Here is a 17,948-nt window from a genome sequence, read left to right as displayed (position 1 = left end):
ATAAAAAGGCAGATACACAACAAGGTATCTGCCATTCATGGTTTGAGTTTCCACAGCAGTCATTCCTTGTTTTATCATTTATAAGAATAGACAAATCTCTACCTTTATTAAGAGATGCTGTTCTATATAAGCTTTAAATGATTACAAGTTTTGCCACATAATAGAATCTCAATTCCCCTTCCGTATATCTCCTATTTTGAGCATATCTGCAAGAACAGGAAAAAGCAAGATAATATTTCAGGGTGCTCTGTTAGTTTTCGTCAGTACTCCGCCAAACATTAAAGGGAACGATGATGTTATTTTGTTTCCCTGTGAAGGGTGTGTTTTTTTAGTTTTGAAGAGTATTTCATTAATTCAATCCGATCAGGATTATTTCTTTTATTTTTGGTTGTAATATAATTGCGATCCCCTGTTTCTGTGCATGCCAAGGTAATTTTCACTCTCATTTCACTTCCTCCATCATATTAGAATAATAAGCTGGCAGCCGGTCAGCCAGCATGCTCCAGTCTGAACACATTTCTTTATCCGTTAGTAAACAATCATCCAGTCTTGTTGCAATCTCTTCATTTTTCATACCCATGCCAATGAATACAAGTTCTGTCATCCTGTCACCAAAATCGTTATCCCATCTATCAAGCAGTTCTGGTTCTTCCTTTAAAATTTCGTTTTTTTCCGCCTCTGGAAGGGCTGCAATCCATTCGCCAGCACCTTGCAGTGTTATGGACGGTCCTGCCTGGGACAGGAGCCCGGCCATGTCATTGCGTGACGCCAACCAGAAAAAGCCTTTGGCTCTCACAATATCTGCAGGGATATTCTCCAGCCATTGCATGAATCTTTCTGGATGGAAAGGCCTTTTCCTTTTATATACAAAGGATGAAATTCCATATTCTTCCGTTTCCGGTGTGTGTTCCTCATTAAGCTCCTTAATCCAGCCTGCTCCCTGGCTCGCCGTTTCAAAATCAAAAAGACGAGTATTAAGGATCTCTTCCGGTTCAATCTCTGAATGTACGGCTTTAATAATTTTCGCTTCAGGATTTAACTTTTCTAATACTGCCTTAAGCTCATCAGCGCTTTCCGGATCAACCAAATCCATCTTGTTCAGCACTATGACATTCGCAAATTCTATTTGGTCAATTAATAAATCAACAACTTCCCGTACATCACTTTCATCTGTGCCCTGTTTACGGTCCAGCAGAGTTTCTCCGCATGCAAAGTCATGCCAAAATCGATTTGCATCTACAACTGTTACCATTGTGTCAAGCGTGCATCTTTCCGAAAGATTAACTCCTAAACTTTCATCCATATAAGTAAAGGTCTGAGCAACCGGAACAGGTTCTGAGATGCCTGAGGATTCAATCAGGATATTTTCGATATCCCCTTCGTTAACCAGCTTTTCCACTTCTATCATTAAGTCTTCTCTCAAAGTACAGCAGATGCAGCCGTTTTGAAGCTCCACCAGTTTTTCATTGGTTCTGGAAAACCCGCCTTTTTTTACCATGGATGCGTCAATGTTGACTTCACTCATATCATTCACAATAACTGCCATTTTCTTATTGCCGCGATTATTTAAAATGTGGTTCAGCAGAGTGGTCTTTCCTGAACCTAAATAGCCGCTCAGTACAGTGACGGGTATCTTTTGTGTCATGGATTCTCTCCTTTTAACATAAATAGTATTCATTGCGATTTATAACAGGTTAGTACCCCCTCATCTGATTAGATGTAGTGTTGACTCGAAAATATTGGTGGGTTTTTAATAAATCGTAATTGTTACGATTTAAATCATATTAAAATTTTCTTTCGATTGCAAGGATTAACTATATATTTTTTTCCCCTTCGATTCTCCTATCCTTTCAAAATGCTCATAATCCCATTTACATTTTCATAAAATTAATATAGAGTATAAAACGAAATCATTACGATTTTTAAATACAGGAGGATACTTATGAACCGAGTTTTTCGCAGCCATATCATTGATATAACGGGCATAATTTTGATAGCCATTCTGGTATATTTCATATCTTTCAGCTCTGGCTTAGGTTTATCTTTTGATGTTCCCCCTTCTCTGTTAAATCTGAATGTTATCTTTATCAGCATCCTAATAGAAGCGTTGCCTTTTGTCCTGATAGGTGTGCTGATTGCAGGGTTTATCCAAATTTTCATTACAGAAGACCATATAAAAAGGTGGATTCCGAAAAATAGAACGGCTGCTGTTGTCATGAGCTGTGTGGCAGGCGCCCTTTTTCCAGCGTGTGAATGCGGTATTGTCCCCATCATCCGGCGGCTTATGTCTAAGGGTGTTCCAGTATATGCAGCGATTGGTTTTATGCTGACTGGCCCCCTGATTAATCCCATCGTCATTGCTTCTACATACATGGCTTTTGGAAACGATTTTGAAATGGCGGGCTTACGAATGGGACTGGGATTCCTAATTGCCATAATAGTTGCCTTTAGCGTGAGCATCATCTTTAAGTCCGGGCAATTAAAGGAAAGTATTCACTTGCCCCACAGCAGCGAAAAAAATCGTTCCTTCCTTGACAGGGTTTGGTCGATGCTGACCCATTCAATCGATGAATTTTTTGACATGGCCAAATATTTAATTATTGGTGCTTTATTAGCTTCCATAGTACAAGTCTATATGCCGGCAAAAACATTTTTGCAAAGTGCAGATAATCCGGTAGTATCCTTGCTGATCATGATGGGTTTTGCTTATGTTTTGTCACTATGCTCCGAGGCCGACGCATTTATTGGTGCTTCATTCAGCAGCATATTTCCTAAGTCTTCCATACTGGGGTTTTTGATCTTCGGGCCGATGATCGATTTTAAAAATACAATCATGATGCTTAGTGTGTTTAGGATGAAGTTTGTTCTTGGGGTATTAGCGCTGACTGCTTCCGTTGTCTTTTTCACGCTGCTTCTTGTACAGAATTTCATTTAGGAGGATTGCTATGAAAATCCATTTTCAGCAGGCGTTGAGGGCGCTGATTCTACTGGCTTTTTGCGGACTGATTTTTCAGCTCCATTATACAGGAGACATAACTAAATATATTAATCCAAAATATGTCCGGTTAAGCCAATCCGCTTCCATTCTATTTTTATTTTTATTTTTTATTCAGATTACCAGGATATGGACCTACCAAAGAGAAGAAGTTGTTCACGAACACCACCACGGTCAGGACTGCTCCCGCCATGATGATCAAAGCTGTTCTCATGATCATGACCATGGAGATACACCGTTTACTGGTAAAAAGCTGCTGTCATATTCCATTATATTAATTCCGTTATTAACAGGATTCTTCTTGCCTGCAAAGACGCTTGATGCTTCCATTGCTGAAAAGAAAGGCGGGCTGGCCATACTTGGCAATCAAAAACAAGAGGTGAATACATCGGCTGGCTCTGATGAAAAGGCAGATGTATCAGACTTTGAACTTGAAGACTTTTCATTTGAAGAAGAGCTGGAAGAAGGAGAGGAGCTGGAGCATGACCTTTCTGTAAATGAAGAAGTAGAGGAAATATCCAATGAAGAGTTTGAGCAATTAAAAAAGGACCTTTATTCGGCTCCTGCTATTAAGATGGATGATAAAGTTTTTAGTTTGTATTATGAGGAAATCAGTAAAGATATTGATAAATTCATTGGCAGGGAAATTGAATTTCAGGGATTTATATATAAAGAAGAAGGACTTGGTTCCAATCAGCTTGTCATTTCGAGGTTTTTGATTACACATTGTGTGGCAGATGCAAGTATGATTGGCTTTCTATCAGAAATGGAGGAAGCTCCGGAACTCTATGATAATATGTGGGTCAAAGTTAGCGGAGTCATAGACAAGGCAGCCTATAATGGGACAGAGCTGCCTCTGATTAAAATTAAGGAATGGAAAGAAATTGAGGAGCCGTTTATTCCATATCTGTATCCATTAACCATCAAAATCTTATAGTACAAAAGGGACTCAGCTGAGTCCCTTTTATAATTTAAATCTCGACACAACTTCCTGCAATTCTTCAGCTAGTTTTGCAAGTGACCCGGATGATGATGATACTTCTTCCATTGTAGCAAGCTGTTCTTCTGTTGCGGCAGACGTTTCCTGTGAAGCTGCTGCATTTTTTTCTGAAATGTCCTGCACATTTGTCATGACTTCAATGATCTGGCTGGTTAAGGCCGTCAGCTCCTCCACTGAGGATGAAACTTCCTCGACTTTATGTGTTACATCGCCCATTGAATGGCTGATTTCGGCAAAAGCAGCACTTGCTTCCATCGTATCTTCAAGGCCATCTTTTACCTGTTCATTCCCTTTCTCCATTGCCTGAACAGCCTGCTTTGTTTCTTCCTGAACAATTCCAATCATTTGCTGAATCTGAACAGCAGATTGTTTGGAACCCTCTGCGAGTTTGCGGACTTCATCAGCTACAACCGAAAAGCCCCTGCCATGTTCACCAGCCCTTGCAGCTTCAATGGCAGCATTGAGTGCAAGCAAATTGGTCTGCTCCGCGATAGCGGTGATCAGTTCCACGATATTGCTGATTTCTTTTGATCGTGATTCGAGCGTATAAATATACTGTGTGGCTTCTCCTACAGATGTATTTATTTCATTCATCTGCCTTACAACATTTTCGACTGATTTAGTGCCTTTTTTAGTCAAGTAATCAGTTTTTTCTGCTGCTTCAAGCATTAGCTCGCTGCTGGAAGAAATCTGCTGCATTCCGTAAGCAATCTCCTCCATTGAAGAAGATACCTCTCTAAAACGGTAAAGCTGCTGTTCAGTGCCAAGGGCATTTTTTTGTGAAATAGCTGCAACCTGTTCAGAAGCCAATGAACTTTCCTCTGCACTCGCAGCCAGTTCCTCACTGCTTGATGCAACTTGTTCTGAAGTGCTTCTTACCTGGCTGACCACAGATCTCAAATCTTTTACCATCTTATTTAAAGATAAAATAAACGCTCCTATTTCATCCCTGTTTTTCACTTTAATGGAGCCCTGGCTTAAATCTCCTCCAGCTACCTTGTCTATCATAGCTGCAGCCAGATTTATCGGCCTTGAAATCTTTCTGCTTATAAAATAAGCGATCGTCATCGCAGACAGGATGGCAGCAATCGTAATGATTAAAGTAATGAACTTAGCTGATTTTACGCTGGAAACTGTTTCATTTATCCCAGCATCTAATTGGGCTTCATAAAATTTTACAAGTTCATCCGCTTTTTTGTTGAATTCCTGGCTGACCTGTTTATCAGAGGTTTCAACTAATGACATGTATGCATTATTATCTTCCAGCTTAAATTTAATTTCTTTATCAATAATGCTCTGGTAGCGATCATGGAGCACTTTCAGCTCCTTCGCCATTTCCTTTTCTTCTTTATTGCTGGTTAATTTATTCAGTTCATTGATATGATGTTCCATTCTCTTGCGGGAACTTTCATAGTCACTAAGATATGTAGAGTCACCTGTCAGGAGATAGCCGCGGATTCCCCCTGCTTCATTCATAAGCTCTGCCTTAAGGGTTTTTACAAGCATCACTTCAGAGACATTTTCATCTAGTAAGCTCTGATAATTTCGGTTAACGTTACTGAGTTCAAAATTCGATAAACAGGAGACAAGACCAAATAATAAAAGGACAGATAAAAACCCGAGGAACAGTTTTTTTGCCACAGATAATTTCATGACTTTTCCTCATTTCCATATAAAATAGGATATTCTACTTATAATTTAACATGAACGTACCCGGTAAGTCAGGTTCTTTTTACCTATTAACTCATATATTTACAGAAAATTCTCTCCCTTTCACGATTATTTGCATCAAAAATAAAAAAATGCCGCTAATCCGGCTGGCAGATTAGCGGCGACTATGCAGACCAAAGATCCTTAGGGAGGAGATCTTCTATATTATTGTATTAAAAGGGACTGAAAAGGTGTGGACAAACCCCTCCGCTTTTTGCTTATTTATTCATCGAACAGAGTCCAAACACTTCTACAGCCTTTACCTGGCTAGGTTCTCCTGATAATTTATTTAGACAAAACAAGCTCATACTGGAGATAGACATCCTTAAGTGCTGCCTGAATCGCCTGTCCGGCTTTCCCCCGATAATGGTGCTGAACCTTTTCTATGAGTTCTTCAACCCCTTCCCCCAAACAATAGCCTCTAAGAAGCTGGCGGATATATTCACGACCATGCTGAGTGGCGAGTGTACATGATGAATCTACTATCACGCCATATTTAAAGTCAAGTTCCAATGTAATTGTAATAGAATCATACAGGTTTCTCGCAGCCATACCCTGCGGAAGTTTGGCATGGCCGGCAATAAAATAAGTGTTCATACTATTGTTCTCCCTTTTGTCACTCTCAGGAAAATGGGTGTTTGCCAATTAAACAGAATGCTATCTGCCATGTTTCCCTTACTTAATGGACTGATACTTCTTCAAATGGCCACGCTGGCAGCTGCTTTCGAAGCTGCTTATCCTCCCTGTATCCCAGAGCATATTCTCCTTGCATAATAGTGTGAATTTCTCTTGTTCCCTCGTAAATCACCGGAGCTTTTGAGTTTCTTAAAAAGCGCTCAACCGGATATTCATCTGAATAGCCATATGCACCGTGGATTTGAACGGCATCATTGGCAGCTTCGAAAGCTGCATTGCATGCTATCCATTTCGCAAGGGACGTTTCTTTTGTATTCCTTTTCCCTTGATTTTTTAGCCAGCCTGCTTTAAACACAAGCAATCTGGAAATCTCCAAATTGGCACTCATTTTTGCAATCATCTGCTGAACGAGCTGATGCCTTCCTATTTCCTTGCCAAAAGTTTTGCGTTCATGGCAATATTTTAGACTGGCTTCCAGACTGGCTTCAATTAAGCCAACCGCCCCTGCTGCTACAGTAAATCGGCCATTATCTAATGCTGACATGGCAATTTTAAAACCTTCTCCTTCTTCACCAATCCTATTTGATACAGGCACTCTTACATCAGACAAAAATACCTCTCCCGTATTGCCTGCCCTTATTCCCAGCTTTCCTTTAATGGCCTTGGTTTCTACACCCGGGAAGTTTCGTTCAACTATAAATCCAGTAATACCCTTGTGCCCAATATCATGTTCTGTTTTAGCAAAAATGAGGAAATTATCCGCTGCATCACAAAGTGAAATCCACGTCTTTGATCCATTTAGAATATAAGAGTCTCCATCCCGCATGGCAGTTGAATTCATTGCAGCTGCATCCGACCCTGCATTGGGCTCGGTTAAGCCAAATGCTCCTACCTGTTTGCCTTGTGCTTGCGGCACTAAATACTTCTGTTTTTGCTCTTCGGTTCCCCATTGAAGCAATGTCATACTATTTAATCCTGTATGGACAGATACCGCAGTACGGTAGGCAGTATCTCCACGCTCCAGCTCTTCACAGACAATTGCCAAAGTGTTGTAATCCATCCCTGCACCGCCATATTCCTCAGGGATACAAACACCCATTAAATGCAATTCAGCTAATTTTTTTAGTATTGAAGGTTCAAATTGACCTTGTCGGTCCCACTCCTGAATATTTGGAATAATTTCCTTGTCTACAAACCTTTTCACTAATTTTTTCACACTTTGCTGCTCATCAGATAATTCGAAGTTCATCATTTCAATTCCTCCTATATAATTTGATTTTTTCTAAACCTGTCAATTTGGTCGGGATGGTAACCGAGCTGCTCCAAAATGCTTTCTGTGTGCTCACCAAACATGGGAGGATGATGCCTCATTTTTACAGGTGATTTAGAGAGCTTAATCGGTGAACCGGTAAGTCTAAGAGTTTCAATATAAGGATGATCCATATCGACTACCATTTCTCTGGATCTTATTTGCGGGTCATCAAAAATTTCTTGAACAGAATTGATAGGGCCGTTGGGAATTGCCGCTTTATCCAAAATGTCTTTCCACTCCTTTTTTGTTTTTTTTGAGAGCAGTTCTTCAAGTATTGGAATAAGCTTCGATTTATTCTCCAAACGGTTCTCATTATGAATAAACTCATTCATTTCAGATAAGTCCTGCCTGCCCAAAGCAGCTGAAAATCGCTTAAATTGCTCATCATTCCCTACTGCTATAACAAGTTCACCATCTTTTGCAGAAAACACCTGGTATGGAACTATATTTGGGTGATGGTTTCCTAAACGTTTTGGAGTTACTCCGCTGCATAAATAATTGCTGGCAACATTAATTAGTGAAGAAACCTGGCAATCCATTAAGGAAATATCAATTTCCTGCCCCTCCCCTGTTTTGTTCCGATGCTGGAGAGCAGATAAGATGCCTATACATGTATAAAGGCCGGTTAGTACATCCGCAATTGCAACACCTACCTTCAATGGGCTCCCATCCGGCTCTCCAGTTATGCTCATTAGTCCACTCATCGCCTGAATAATGTAGTCATATCCCGGCAAGTCCTTATATGGTCCGGTTAAACCAAATCCAGTAATGGAAGCCATAATTAAAGAAGGGTTCATTTCTTTCAAACTTTCGTAGCCCAAGTTCATTTTTTCCAGCGTCCCTGATTTGAAGTTTTGCACAACTACGTCTCCTGTTGAGACAAGTTTCCTGAAAATTTCTTTCCCCTCTTCAGCTTTTAGGTTTAGTGAAATGCTCTGCTTATTCCTATTCGCACATAAATAATAGGCACTTTCTCCATTTAAAAAAGGCGGACCCCAGCCCCGTGTTTCATCACCGGTTTTATAATGCTCTATCTTAATCACCTCGGCTCCTAAATCACCAAGAATCATGGAGCAAAAAGGACCGGCCAGCACCCTTGATACATCGATTATTCGGATTCCCTCTAAAGCACCCTTCACTTTTTCACCTCTTTCATAAATTTTAAAAAACAAAAAGAGTCAGCAAAACAGACAATGTCTATGAAGACATTGAAAGCCTTACTGACTCTTATTCAAGGCTCGTCTTCCGGAAAGGAAGTTCAAGTGAACAAAGTCAATCCTTGGGGCATTAATTTGAATTAAAACTTCAAGCCGTGCATGCAGCAAGGAAATTGCTGTCATCGGTTTGTTAAGCTCATTATATAATAATTAACTGAATATTTCAACATTAATTCACCAGGTACCTATACCAGTTTGCTAAAGGATCCAGGTACCCGGCACTTATTAAACAGCTTTTTTCAAAATTCCTGAATATTCCTTGGAGGTTCTTAGCTCGATAGTCAATACGCCATTACCGAAATGTGCTTTTACAAGGAGGGGTATACCAGTTGTGTTTTCAAATCTAAAATCTTTGCCTCCATAAGATACTGTTGCATCTCTTCCTTTTGGAACATAACCTACTGTTACGGAATGGTGATGCTTTTCTACATAGCTTACCCCGACCTTGTCAACTGCGTTAAATAAAGTGGAGGAAGTCTGGCAGATCCCTCCTCCAATTCCCATAACAAGCTTACCATTGATAGCTTCTTCTGCCGGCTGATAACCATGGGCTGCGTCACTTGGACCCACTGTTGTATTAAAGGAAAAATGATCGCCCTCACCAAGGATAATATTATTAATGGCCTCGGCGGAAAGCTCTATATTTTTCGTTCTGCCGGCTACTCCGCTATTGAAGTAGGTGGTATAAGAGGCGACTACCACTTCATCCAAGCTCGGAACATCTTCAGGGCTATATCCGCTTTCAGTAACATAGAGAGGCAATTCAACATCCCCTCCGCTTACAGACGCAGCAATAATCTTATCCACTAGTTCATTTTCTTCAAGAATGATTTCGGGCTGCCCTTTAATTACCTTCCCATCCGGCTCTATTTTATCAAGGGTCATCCTTTGGTCATAGCCTTGCTTTGTATCCGTACCACGCGCCAGTTCTTTGGCCCATTTGGCCAGATTTGCTTTATATTTTTCATCGTCATTTCCAAACCCCATCTCAGCAGGGCTAAAGGTCTTAAGCACAGCCTTTGTATTAGGATCGGTAACATTAACCACAATCGGTTTTACATCTTCCTTCTTCTCCTCCTCTTTTGCCTGCTCTTCTTCCCTTGCCTCCTCTTTGGCAAGTTCTTCCTCCTTTACCTTCTCTTCTGCCGGCTTTTTCTCCGGCTCATTATCTCCTGCTGCTTTCCCTGAACACCCGGCTAATCCTATTAAACTTCCAATCAACATTAATAAAATTCCCCATTTTAGCTTACTCATTTTTCCCCCAGCTTTTTCTTGTATTCTTCCTTTCTCTTTTTAGGAAGTCGTTTCCATTTTCATATTGTATTCAAGTCGGGAAAGAGGTATTCCTGCATAACAGCAGCTCAGTTTGTACCTTTTTTCCTGAATTAAAAAAACGCCTGCAGCAGCAGACGCTTTCATTATAATCCCCCACAGCCGGGTGAATTTTCCCGATGGCCGGCTTCTTCTTTCGGAACAGACTCTAGCCCATACCCTGTTGAACTAATTTCAAGTGTCCCTTCTGACGAAGACTCACTACTAAATCCCTCATTGCTGCTTTCAGGGCGGAACTGATTATTATCTTTTTTCATAATAGCCTCCCAATACTCTTTTCTATTCCTTAATCCCATGCAGCCATTCATGATAACAGCCTTTACATAAAACTTCTTCTCTCTCTTGATCGGCCACATCAAATGTAATCAGATGCAATTGATTTCCTTCAATCTCATCAGTGCAATAAAAACACTTTTCACCCATCATGTACCCTCCATAGTTGAAAGTGTTTTTATTTTGAAACAGCTGCACTTTTTTTATACTCAAAAAATGTACCAGGTACCTATACCAGTTTGCTTTAGTGCTATAGATACCTGTCCCATTAGCTGCTTTTTTCCTTTATGTCGGTTTGGTTGTCGTATGTTATGACTCGGGCTATTTCGTCATTCATATGTTTATTAGAGTATTCTGTTCCGTATTTAGACATGGAGGTTTTATAAAAAACAAAGCCGAGGACAATCCAGGCAAATACGATGGCCCATTCGTAAGGCCAGATTAATGCTGAAGGCATTCCTGGCATATATAAAATACTAACGCCAAGAGACATAAAGACCGCAATCCAACCAATCGCGGTTCCTCCATGAAGACGGAATGGCCTGTACATATCTGGAGCCTTTTTACGCAAAATAACAAAAGAAAGTGCTACCATAAACCAAGCTACTACTAGACCCAAACCGCCTGCATCAACCAGCCAGACTAAGGCGGGCCTTCCTAACAATGGTGCAGCTGTTGATAAAACAGCAATCAATAAAATGGCTTTATGAGGGGTATTATATTTTGGGTGGAGTTCTCCTAAAGATTTTGGAAGCATCCCTGCCCTTGCAAGTGCATAGATTGCACGGCTTCCCCCTACATAGAACCCAATCCAGCTTGTCAGAATTCCGCCTATTCCTCCGAGTACTAGAAGATTTCCCATCATTTGACTATCTCCAAAGGCTTTTGCCATTGCGTCAGCTGTAACAAGATTGGATTGAGCAATTTCAGAGGGACTTAGCACACGGGAAACGCCGAAAATTACCGCAATATACCAAACAATTGCCATAATAACAGATACAATTAATAATTTACCAATTTGCTTCTGTGGAAGCTTTATTTCTTCTGCCGCCTGTGGAATGACATCAAACCCAACAAACATGAATGGCGTCATGATTACAACGGTAAGTATCCCTGCCATTCCTTTTTCAAATAATGGCTGCATATTTTGTGTGTTTCCTGAAAAAGAACTGCCTGTTATTAATAAAACACCCGCAATTAAAATTAATAATGTTAAAATGAACATGGCAGCAGTAGAGAATTTAATGCCGCGATAATTTATCCAGGCGATAAAAATAGAGCCTATGACACCTACCCCTGCCCATGTTATCGTAACATCCCAATCTGCCACTGTGTATAAGTAGCCCATACTATAATTAGGGATCAAATACTCAAAAACCGTTGGCAGTGCAACTGCTTCGAACGCAACAACAGAAACATACCCTAAAATTATTGCCCATGTAGTTATAAAACTGGCTACCCTGCCCATGGCTTTAAAACTATAAACATGTTCCCCGCCTGCCAATGGAAGAGCCGATGCCAATTCTGCATAGGTTAGACCAACAAAAGTAACAAGCAAGCCTCCAATAACAAAGGCAAGAATAGCACCCAATGAGCCAGCTTCTGTAATCCATAGGCCTGCAGTAACAACCCAGCCCCAGCCTATCATTGCCCCAAATGCAAGAGTAAGTACATCACGGTTTCCTAGTGTTTTTATAAACCTGTTTTCACTCATTCGCTTACCTCCACTCAAATTTTTTTGATGAAGAAAACCCAAGCAAACCCTCTATTAGTCTAAATATAATTAATTTTCTGATTTTTTGTCTGTTTCTAGTGCCTACTCTAATTAATAGGCACCACATCAAACTATTAAACACTTTGTAATCTTAAACTCTTTTCAACCGCCTGAATGGCATCCGAGAAAATCGAAATCATGTTTTCAATTTCTTCTCTATTAATAATAAGCGGTGGTGAGAGGGCAATTATGTTTGTTCCTCCAAAGGTAACGGCCCTCACAATTAATCCTCGGGTTAGACATTCTTCAACCAGCTGTTGGGCAGCCATTTTCTCAGGTTTAAAGGGAATTCCCTTTTCCCTATTCTCAAACAATTCAAATGCGCCAATCAAACCCTTTGCCCGTGATTTTGTCACCAGCGAATGATTCTCAGTCAAATATTCAAAGCCTTTTTTCAGTTCTTTTTCCATCTTACTTGCATGAGCCGGCAAATTTTCTTTTTCAATAATTTCGATATTTTTTAAAGCAACTGCACAGGCAGCGGGATGACCGCTATAAGTAAATCCATGGAATAAGACATCATCCGACAATTCAGCCAAGCTGTCCCTTAAGCGTTCAGTAATCGCGACCGCTCCCAGCGGAATATAACCACTCGTTATTCCCTTCGCCATACACATGACATCAGGTATAACATTCCAATGATCGACTCCGAACATTTTTCCTGTTCTGCCAAAACCGCAAATAACTTCATCAGCTATCATTAAGATGCCGTATTGATCACAAAGCTCCCGCACAGCTTCTAAATATCCATTCGGCGGGATAATAACTCCGCCTGCCCCCTGAATCGGTTCCACTATAACCGCAGCAATCTTTTCGGGACCTTCATTTTCAATAATCCCCCGAATGCTTCTGGCAAAGTCCGGATCGTTCTTGTCACCTAATTCACAATTCGTTTTGTGGGCTGCAGCATGGAGAAAATCTGGCGCCAGTGAGGTTGTCATATTTTGAAATTGCTGAATTCCCGTTGCGCTTGTCGCCCCTATTGTAATTCCATGATACGCACGCTCTAAACCAATTATCTTGTTTTTCTCCGGCTGTCCCTTCATTTTCCAATAATGCCTCACAAGCTTAAATGCAGTATCATTTGATTCAGATCCGCCAGAAGTATAAAAGAACACATTTAAATCACCGGGTGTAATGCTTGCCAGCTTCTCTGACAGCTGAATAACAGATTCGTGGGAGAGGTTATTGAAAGAGGAACTATAAGCAAGCTTGCCCATCTGCTGGCTCGCTGCCTCCCCGAGATCTTTCCTGCCATGCCCTACATTTACATTCCACAGTGATGCCAGTGCATCAATATAACTTACGCCATTTACATCGGTTAAGTATATCCCTTTCCCTTCAGTAAAAATCCGTTTCGGACCGCTCTCCTGATGCTGTCTTAATGAAGATGTTGGATGCAAATAATGCTTTTTATCCAACTCTAAAAGTTTCATGATTTGATCTTTATTATACGTGGTCATTGCGATTACCTCCTTATTATGATGAATAATATAAAAGTTACATAAAAAAGTATTTTGCAAGTTTTATGCCAACAATCTATTACTGCTAGATAGAGAATCAATGAGCTTCAGCTGCGAGTTTAATGCTTCTGTGCATTAGTAATAATGCATTTCTGCATTAATATTCATTATTCTAAATATTATGAATTGTTGATACCTGCTTAATATGCTATTATTTCATTACCAGACTCTATTACCTCAATTTATTAAAAAATGCGGGTGAATTTATGGAAATTTGCGAGCTCACACATTATAAGAATTTGAACCATGAATTGGAGACAATTATTAATACCTGTTTTGATGAAATTTTTGTTACTGACGGCATTGGTACAGTCCTTAGAGTGAATCCGGCCGGTGAGGCATTTTATGGGATGAAGGCAGCTGAAATAGTAGGAAAAAATACGGAAGAACTGGCGAGAAAAGGGCTGTTTTCCCCCTCTTTGTTTCCGATTGTTAAAGAGCGGAAAGAGAGGGTATCAATGATACAAAGAACAAGAACAGGGCAAACTATTCATTGCATCGGAAATCCCTCTTTGGACACAGAAGGAAATATAGAGTTCATTGTTTTTACCTCCAGGGATCTGACTGAAATCAGACAGCTTCGCAATAAGATTGAGCGTACCGAACATTTACTTGAAAGCTTTCAGGAAGAGCTAGAAGAATTAAGGCGGTTTCATAATAAAGATGAAGAAGATTTTATTTCTTTTTCACCCGATATGCGAAAAATAGTGAAAATGGCAGATAAAATTGCGAAGGTCGATTCAACTGTTCTTGTTACAGGAAAATCCGGTGTCGGAAAAGGTGTAATCGTATCTCACATCCATAAAAAAAGCAAAAGAAGTAAGCAGCCTTTCATACATATTAATTGCGGTGCAATACCGGAGTCTCTTATTGAATCAGAACTTTTTGGGTACGAACCAGGCGCCTTTACAGGTGCGAAAAAAGAAGGCAAAAAAGGATTATTCGAAGCGGCAAATGGCGGTACATTATTTTTGGACGAAATAGGCGAGATGCCCCTTAACCTTCAGGTAAAACTATTAAAAGCCCTTCAGGAAAATGAAATTCAGCGGATTGGCGGCACCAGACCAATACCCGTAGATACCAGAATTATTGCTGCAACAAATAAAGACTTGGAAACAATGGTGGAGGACGGAACATTCAGAGAAGATTTATTTTACAGGTTAAATGTGATTCCCATTTATATTCCTCCTTTAAGTACAAGACCAGAGGACATTTCATACTTAATGGATCACTTTTTAGAAAAATTCAATAAAAAATATGGAATATCTGCCTATCTAAGCCTGAAAGCAGAAAACAAGCTAATTAATTACAGTTGGCCTGGAAACGTTAGAGAATTGGAGAATTTAATGGAGCGTTTAGTTGTTATAGCCGACAGGGATGAAATTCAATTATCAGATTTGCCGCAAAAGATTGTTAGCTCAACAAACGGCCATAAGCAATATACAGTCCATATTAATGAAATTTGCACATTAAAGCAGGCACACGAGGAATTGGAAGAACAATTAATTATAAAAGCTTATAAAAAATACCGAAGCTCCTATAAAGTCGGCAAAGCCCTTGGCATAAATCAATCAACTGCATATAGAAAAATTCAAAAATATATAGAAGACCATTAAAATAACTCCTGGCTATTTGGCCAGGAGGTTAGAAATCAATTAAACTCTCCTGTTGGCTTCTGTACAAATACTTACCTGGATATAACAGTAATCTCTCTCATTTACCGGGTTTGTGCTTTTTCTTCATATGTTTGAACAATTTTATTATTTAACAGGGCCTCAATCTTCGCTTCATCATACCCAATCTTTTTCAAGATATCCTTAGAATTTTCTCCTAGCTTTGGAGGAGCTTGTTTAATCTCTGCTGGTGACATGCTTAGTTCAAAGGGAAGCCGGGGAAGCTTAAACCCTTCGATGTTCGAATGTGCCAGACTCTCCCACATTTTAATGGCTTGAGCCTGCTTATCCTCAACAACTTCTGAAATCTTTTTTACCTTTGAGCTCGGCACCCCGGCTTCTGCCAAAAGTTTTACCCATTCATCAGCTGGTTTTGATTGCAGTATGTTTTCAATGGCAACTCTCAAATTTTCTCTATTTTCAACTCTTTTAGGATTCGTCTCATATCTTATGTCTGTAACCCATTCCTCTTTGCCCAGCACTTTGCATAAACGGCTAAATAATGAATTATTGGATATTCCAATCATGACGGGTGCATCGCTTGCATAAAAAGCCCCATATGGTGCAAAGGCAGTATGGCCTGCACCATTCTTTCGGGGTTCCTTTCCTGTAGCAAGCCAGGATAGCATATGGTAGCCAACCCAAAAAACACCTGTTTCATAAAGAGAGGTTGTTACCAGCTGGCCTTCTCCCGTTTTTTCTTTATGAAAAAGGGCAGAAATAATGCCAATGGCTCCCCACATTGCACTTCCCTGATCCAGTACGGAAACTGGAACTCTTGCAATCTCTGACCCTTCTGCCCCGTTAATCCCGATAATGCCGGAATCTGCCTGGGCGATTGCATCGTACCCGGATCTTTCCCGCAAAGGTCCGTTCTGTCCGTAAGCCGATAAAGAACAATAAACAAGGGAAGGATTAATTTCTTTTAATTTTTCGTAACCAAGTCCCATTTTTTCCGCTTTCTTGTAACGGAAGTTCTCTACAAACACATCAGCTTTCTCAACAAGATCGTAAACAATTCTTCGGCCAGCATCCTGCTTGAGGTCAATGACAACAGACTTTTTATTGCGATTTATATGAAGGAAATAAACGCCTTCCCCTTCCCAAAAAGGTCCCATGCCTCTTGAGTCATCTCCAGTAACCGGCCTTTCAATTTTGATGATTTCAGCTCCTAAGTCCGCGAGAATCATAGTTAAACTGGGGCCGGAAATATTTGTAGTAATATCCACAACAGTAATACCTGATAACGGTCCTGCCATCCTTGTTCCTCCTTCTTATTAAAGAGAGGACCAAATAATATTATGGCCCTCGGGTTTTGGTTTTTAGAATGAACGCGGCAGCCCTAGAACATGCTGGCCAACATAGCTTACGACGAGGTTGTTGGTAATAGGAGCTACGATAAACAGCCGGGCTTCTCTAAATTTACGTTCAATATTGTATTCCTTAGCAAAACCATATCCGCCATATGTGTCCATGGCTGCATTTGCTGCACGCCAGGTCGCTTCTGATGCAAGGTATTTAGCCATGTTTGCTTCTGCACCGCAATCCGTACCTGCATCAAATATCTCGGCTGCCTTATCACGCATTAGCTTCGCTGCCTGAATATCCATATAGGCCCTTGAGATTGGGAATTGCACTCCTTGATTTTGCCCGATTGGCCTGTTAAAAACCACACGCTCATTTGCATATTGAACCGATTTATCTACGAAATACATCCCATCCCCAATCGATTCTGAGGATATTAAAATGCGTTCTGCATTCATTCCTCCAAGCACATAGCGGAAGCCTTTGCCTTCTTCGCCAATCAGGTTTTCAGCTGGAATTTCAGCTCCTTCGAAAAAGACTTCAGTTGTAGCATGATTGATCATCGTATCAATGGGCCGGATATCAATTTTATCTGCCTGTTCCTTCATATCCAGAATAAATAGGCTAAGTCCATCCGTTTTCTTTTGCACATGGTCTTTCGGAGTCGTTCTAGCCAGAAGCATCATTAAATCTGAATGCTCAGCCCGGGAAGTCCAAATCTTTTGGCCATGAACGATATATTTGTCTCCCTTTCTCTCAGCAAAAGTTTGGATGCTCGTTGTATCACTGCCTGCTGTTGGTTCTGTAATGCCAAATGCCTGAAGCCTTAATTCACCACTGGCAATTTTGGGAAGAAATCTTTGCTTTTGCTCCTCGTTTCCGTGCCGAAGCAATGCACCCATTGTATACATTTGAGCATGGCAAGCTCCAGCATTGCCTCCTGAGCGATTTATCTCCTCTAAAATAATGCCTGCTTCTTTCATCCCAAGGCCAGCTCCGCCATATTCTTCAGGAATGAGCACTGACAGCCAGCCTTCGTCAGTCAAGGCTTTGACAAATGCTGTAGGGTAGGCATCTCTCTCATCTGTATCTCTCCAATACTCTTCAGGAAAGCGCTCACATAAAGTGCGAACACTTTTCCGAATCATTTCATGTTCAGTGTTTTCCATTGTTTGTGTATTATTTGCCATCTCTGTTC

16 protein-coding genes are annotated in these 17,948 nt (G+C 40.5%); 3 read left to right on the top strand and 13 right to left on the bottom strand.

Going from position 1 to position 17,948, the window contains the following annotated elements:
- Positions 1-296: 296 nt before the first annotated feature.
- Both rpmG and JI665_RS05280 read right to left on the bottom strand, forming a co-directional pair.
- A complete protein-coding gene (gene rpmG / locus JI665_RS05285) occupies positions 297-446 on the bottom strand; it encodes a 50S ribosomal protein L33 (RefSeq protein WP_206837196.1) in 150 nt (49 codons plus the stop codon).
- Positions 443-1,645, bottom strand: coding sequence for a GTP-binding protein (locus tag JI665_RS05280; protein ID WP_206837193.1), 1,203 nt, complete (start codon positions 1,643-1,645; stop codon positions 443-445). The genes rpmG and JI665_RS05280 overlap by 4 nt, the downstream gene beginning before the upstream one ends.
- A 297-nt stretch (positions 1,646-1,942) precedes the next feature.
- Here JI665_RS05280 and JI665_RS05275 point away from each other — a divergent pair, with 297 nt between their 5' ends.
- Both JI665_RS05275 and JI665_RS05270 read left to right on the top strand, forming a co-directional pair.
- Positions 1,943-2,935: a permease gene (locus tag JI665_RS05275; protein ID WP_206837191.1), complete on the top strand. Its 993-nt coding sequence runs from the start codon at positions 1,943-1,945 to the stop codon at positions 2,933-2,935.
- Positions 2,936-2,945: 10 nt separating this feature from the next.
- Positions 2,946-3,932 carry a TIGR03943 family putative permease subunit gene (locus JI665_RS05270; RefSeq protein ID WP_206837188.1) on the top strand — a complete coding sequence of 329 codons (987 nt, stop codon included), beginning with the start codon at positions 2,946-2,948 and terminating at the stop codon, positions 3,930-3,932.
- A gap of 27 nt (positions 3,933-3,959) precedes the next feature.
- Here JI665_RS05270 and JI665_RS05265 read toward each other — a convergent pair whose 3' ends face one another.
- From JI665_RS05265 to JI665_RS05225, 9 genes are all read right to left on the bottom strand, one after another.
- The gene (locus JI665_RS05265) at positions 3,960-5,648 is read right to left on the bottom strand and encodes a methyl-accepting chemotaxis protein (RefSeq protein ID WP_206837186.1); all 1,689 of its coding nucleotides are present in this window, start codon (positions 5,646-5,648) and stop codon (positions 3,960-3,962) included.
- 342 nt (positions 5,649-5,990) lie between these two features.
- Positions 5,991-6,302, bottom strand: a complete 312-nt coding sequence (locus JI665_RS05260) for a DUF3870 domain-containing protein (protein WP_206837183.1) — start codon at positions 6,300-6,302, stop codon at positions 5,991-5,993.
- Positions 6,303-6,384: 82 nt separating this feature from the next.
- Complete coding sequence (locus tag JI665_RS05255) at positions 6,385-7,590, bottom strand: acyl-CoA dehydrogenase family protein (protein WP_206837689.1); 1,206 nt, start codon at positions 7,588-7,590, stop codon at positions 6,385-6,387.
- Between the two features lie 14 nt (positions 7,591-7,604).
- Positions 7,605-8,792 carry a CaiB/BaiF CoA transferase family protein gene (locus tag JI665_RS05250; protein ID WP_206837180.1) on the bottom strand — a complete coding sequence of 396 codons (1,188 nt, stop codon included), beginning with the start codon at positions 8,790-8,792 and terminating at the stop codon, positions 7,605-7,607.
- A 303-nt stretch (positions 8,793-9,095) separates the two neighbouring features.
- Positions 9,096-10,124: a VanW family protein gene (locus JI665_RS05245; RefSeq protein ID WP_244671077.1), complete on the bottom strand. Its 1,029-nt coding sequence runs from the start codon at positions 10,122-10,124 to the stop codon at positions 9,096-9,098.
- Between the two features lie 164 nt (positions 10,125-10,288).
- Entirely contained in the window at positions 10,289-10,459 is a 171-nt protein-coding gene (locus JI665_RS05240) for a hypothetical protein (protein WP_206837176.1), read from the bottom strand.
- Between the two features lie 22 nt (positions 10,460-10,481).
- Positions 10,482-10,628, bottom strand: a complete 147-nt coding sequence (locus JI665_RS05235) for a hypothetical protein (RefSeq protein WP_206837725.1) — start codon at positions 10,626-10,628, stop codon at positions 10,482-10,484.
- Between the two features lie 115 nt (positions 10,629-10,743).
- Entirely contained in the window at positions 10,744-12,189 is a 1,446-nt protein-coding gene (locus JI665_RS05230; RefSeq protein WP_206837173.1) for an APC family permease, read from the bottom strand.
- 134 nt (positions 12,190-12,323) lie between these two features.
- Complete coding sequence (locus JI665_RS05225) at positions 12,324-13,712, bottom strand: aspartate aminotransferase family protein (RefSeq protein ID WP_206837169.1); 1,389 nt, start codon at positions 13,710-13,712, stop codon at positions 12,324-12,326.
- Between the two features lie 266 nt (positions 13,713-13,978).
- Here JI665_RS05225 and JI665_RS05220 point away from each other — a divergent pair, with 266 nt between their 5' ends.
- Positions 13,979-15,388 carry a sigma-54 interaction domain-containing protein gene (locus JI665_RS05220; RefSeq protein WP_206837166.1) on the top strand — a complete coding sequence of 470 codons (1,410 nt, stop codon included), beginning with the start codon at positions 13,979-13,981 and terminating at the stop codon, positions 15,386-15,388.
- Positions 15,389-15,489: 101 nt separating this feature from the next.
- Here the strand turns inward: JI665_RS05220 and JI665_RS05215 are convergent, their stop codons facing one another.
- Both JI665_RS05215 and JI665_RS05210 read right to left on the bottom strand, forming a co-directional pair.
- Positions 15,490-16,704, bottom strand: coding sequence for a CaiB/BaiF CoA transferase family protein (locus tag JI665_RS05215; RefSeq protein WP_206837163.1), 1,215 nt, complete (start codon positions 16,702-16,704; stop codon positions 15,490-15,492).
- A 63-nt stretch (positions 16,705-16,767) separates the two neighbouring features.
- Complete coding sequence (locus JI665_RS05210; RefSeq protein WP_206837160.1) at positions 16,768-17,940, bottom strand: acyl-CoA dehydrogenase family protein; 1,173 nt, start codon at positions 17,938-17,940, stop codon at positions 16,768-16,770.
- Positions 17,941-17,948 lie beyond the last annotated feature (8 nt).

Source organism: Bacillus sp. NTK034 (assembly GCF_017303275.1).
Classification (GTDB): Bacteria; Bacillota; Bacilli; order Bacillales; family Cytobacillaceae; genus Cytobacillus.
This window is presented reverse-complemented; position numbering and strand designations above follow the sequence as displayed.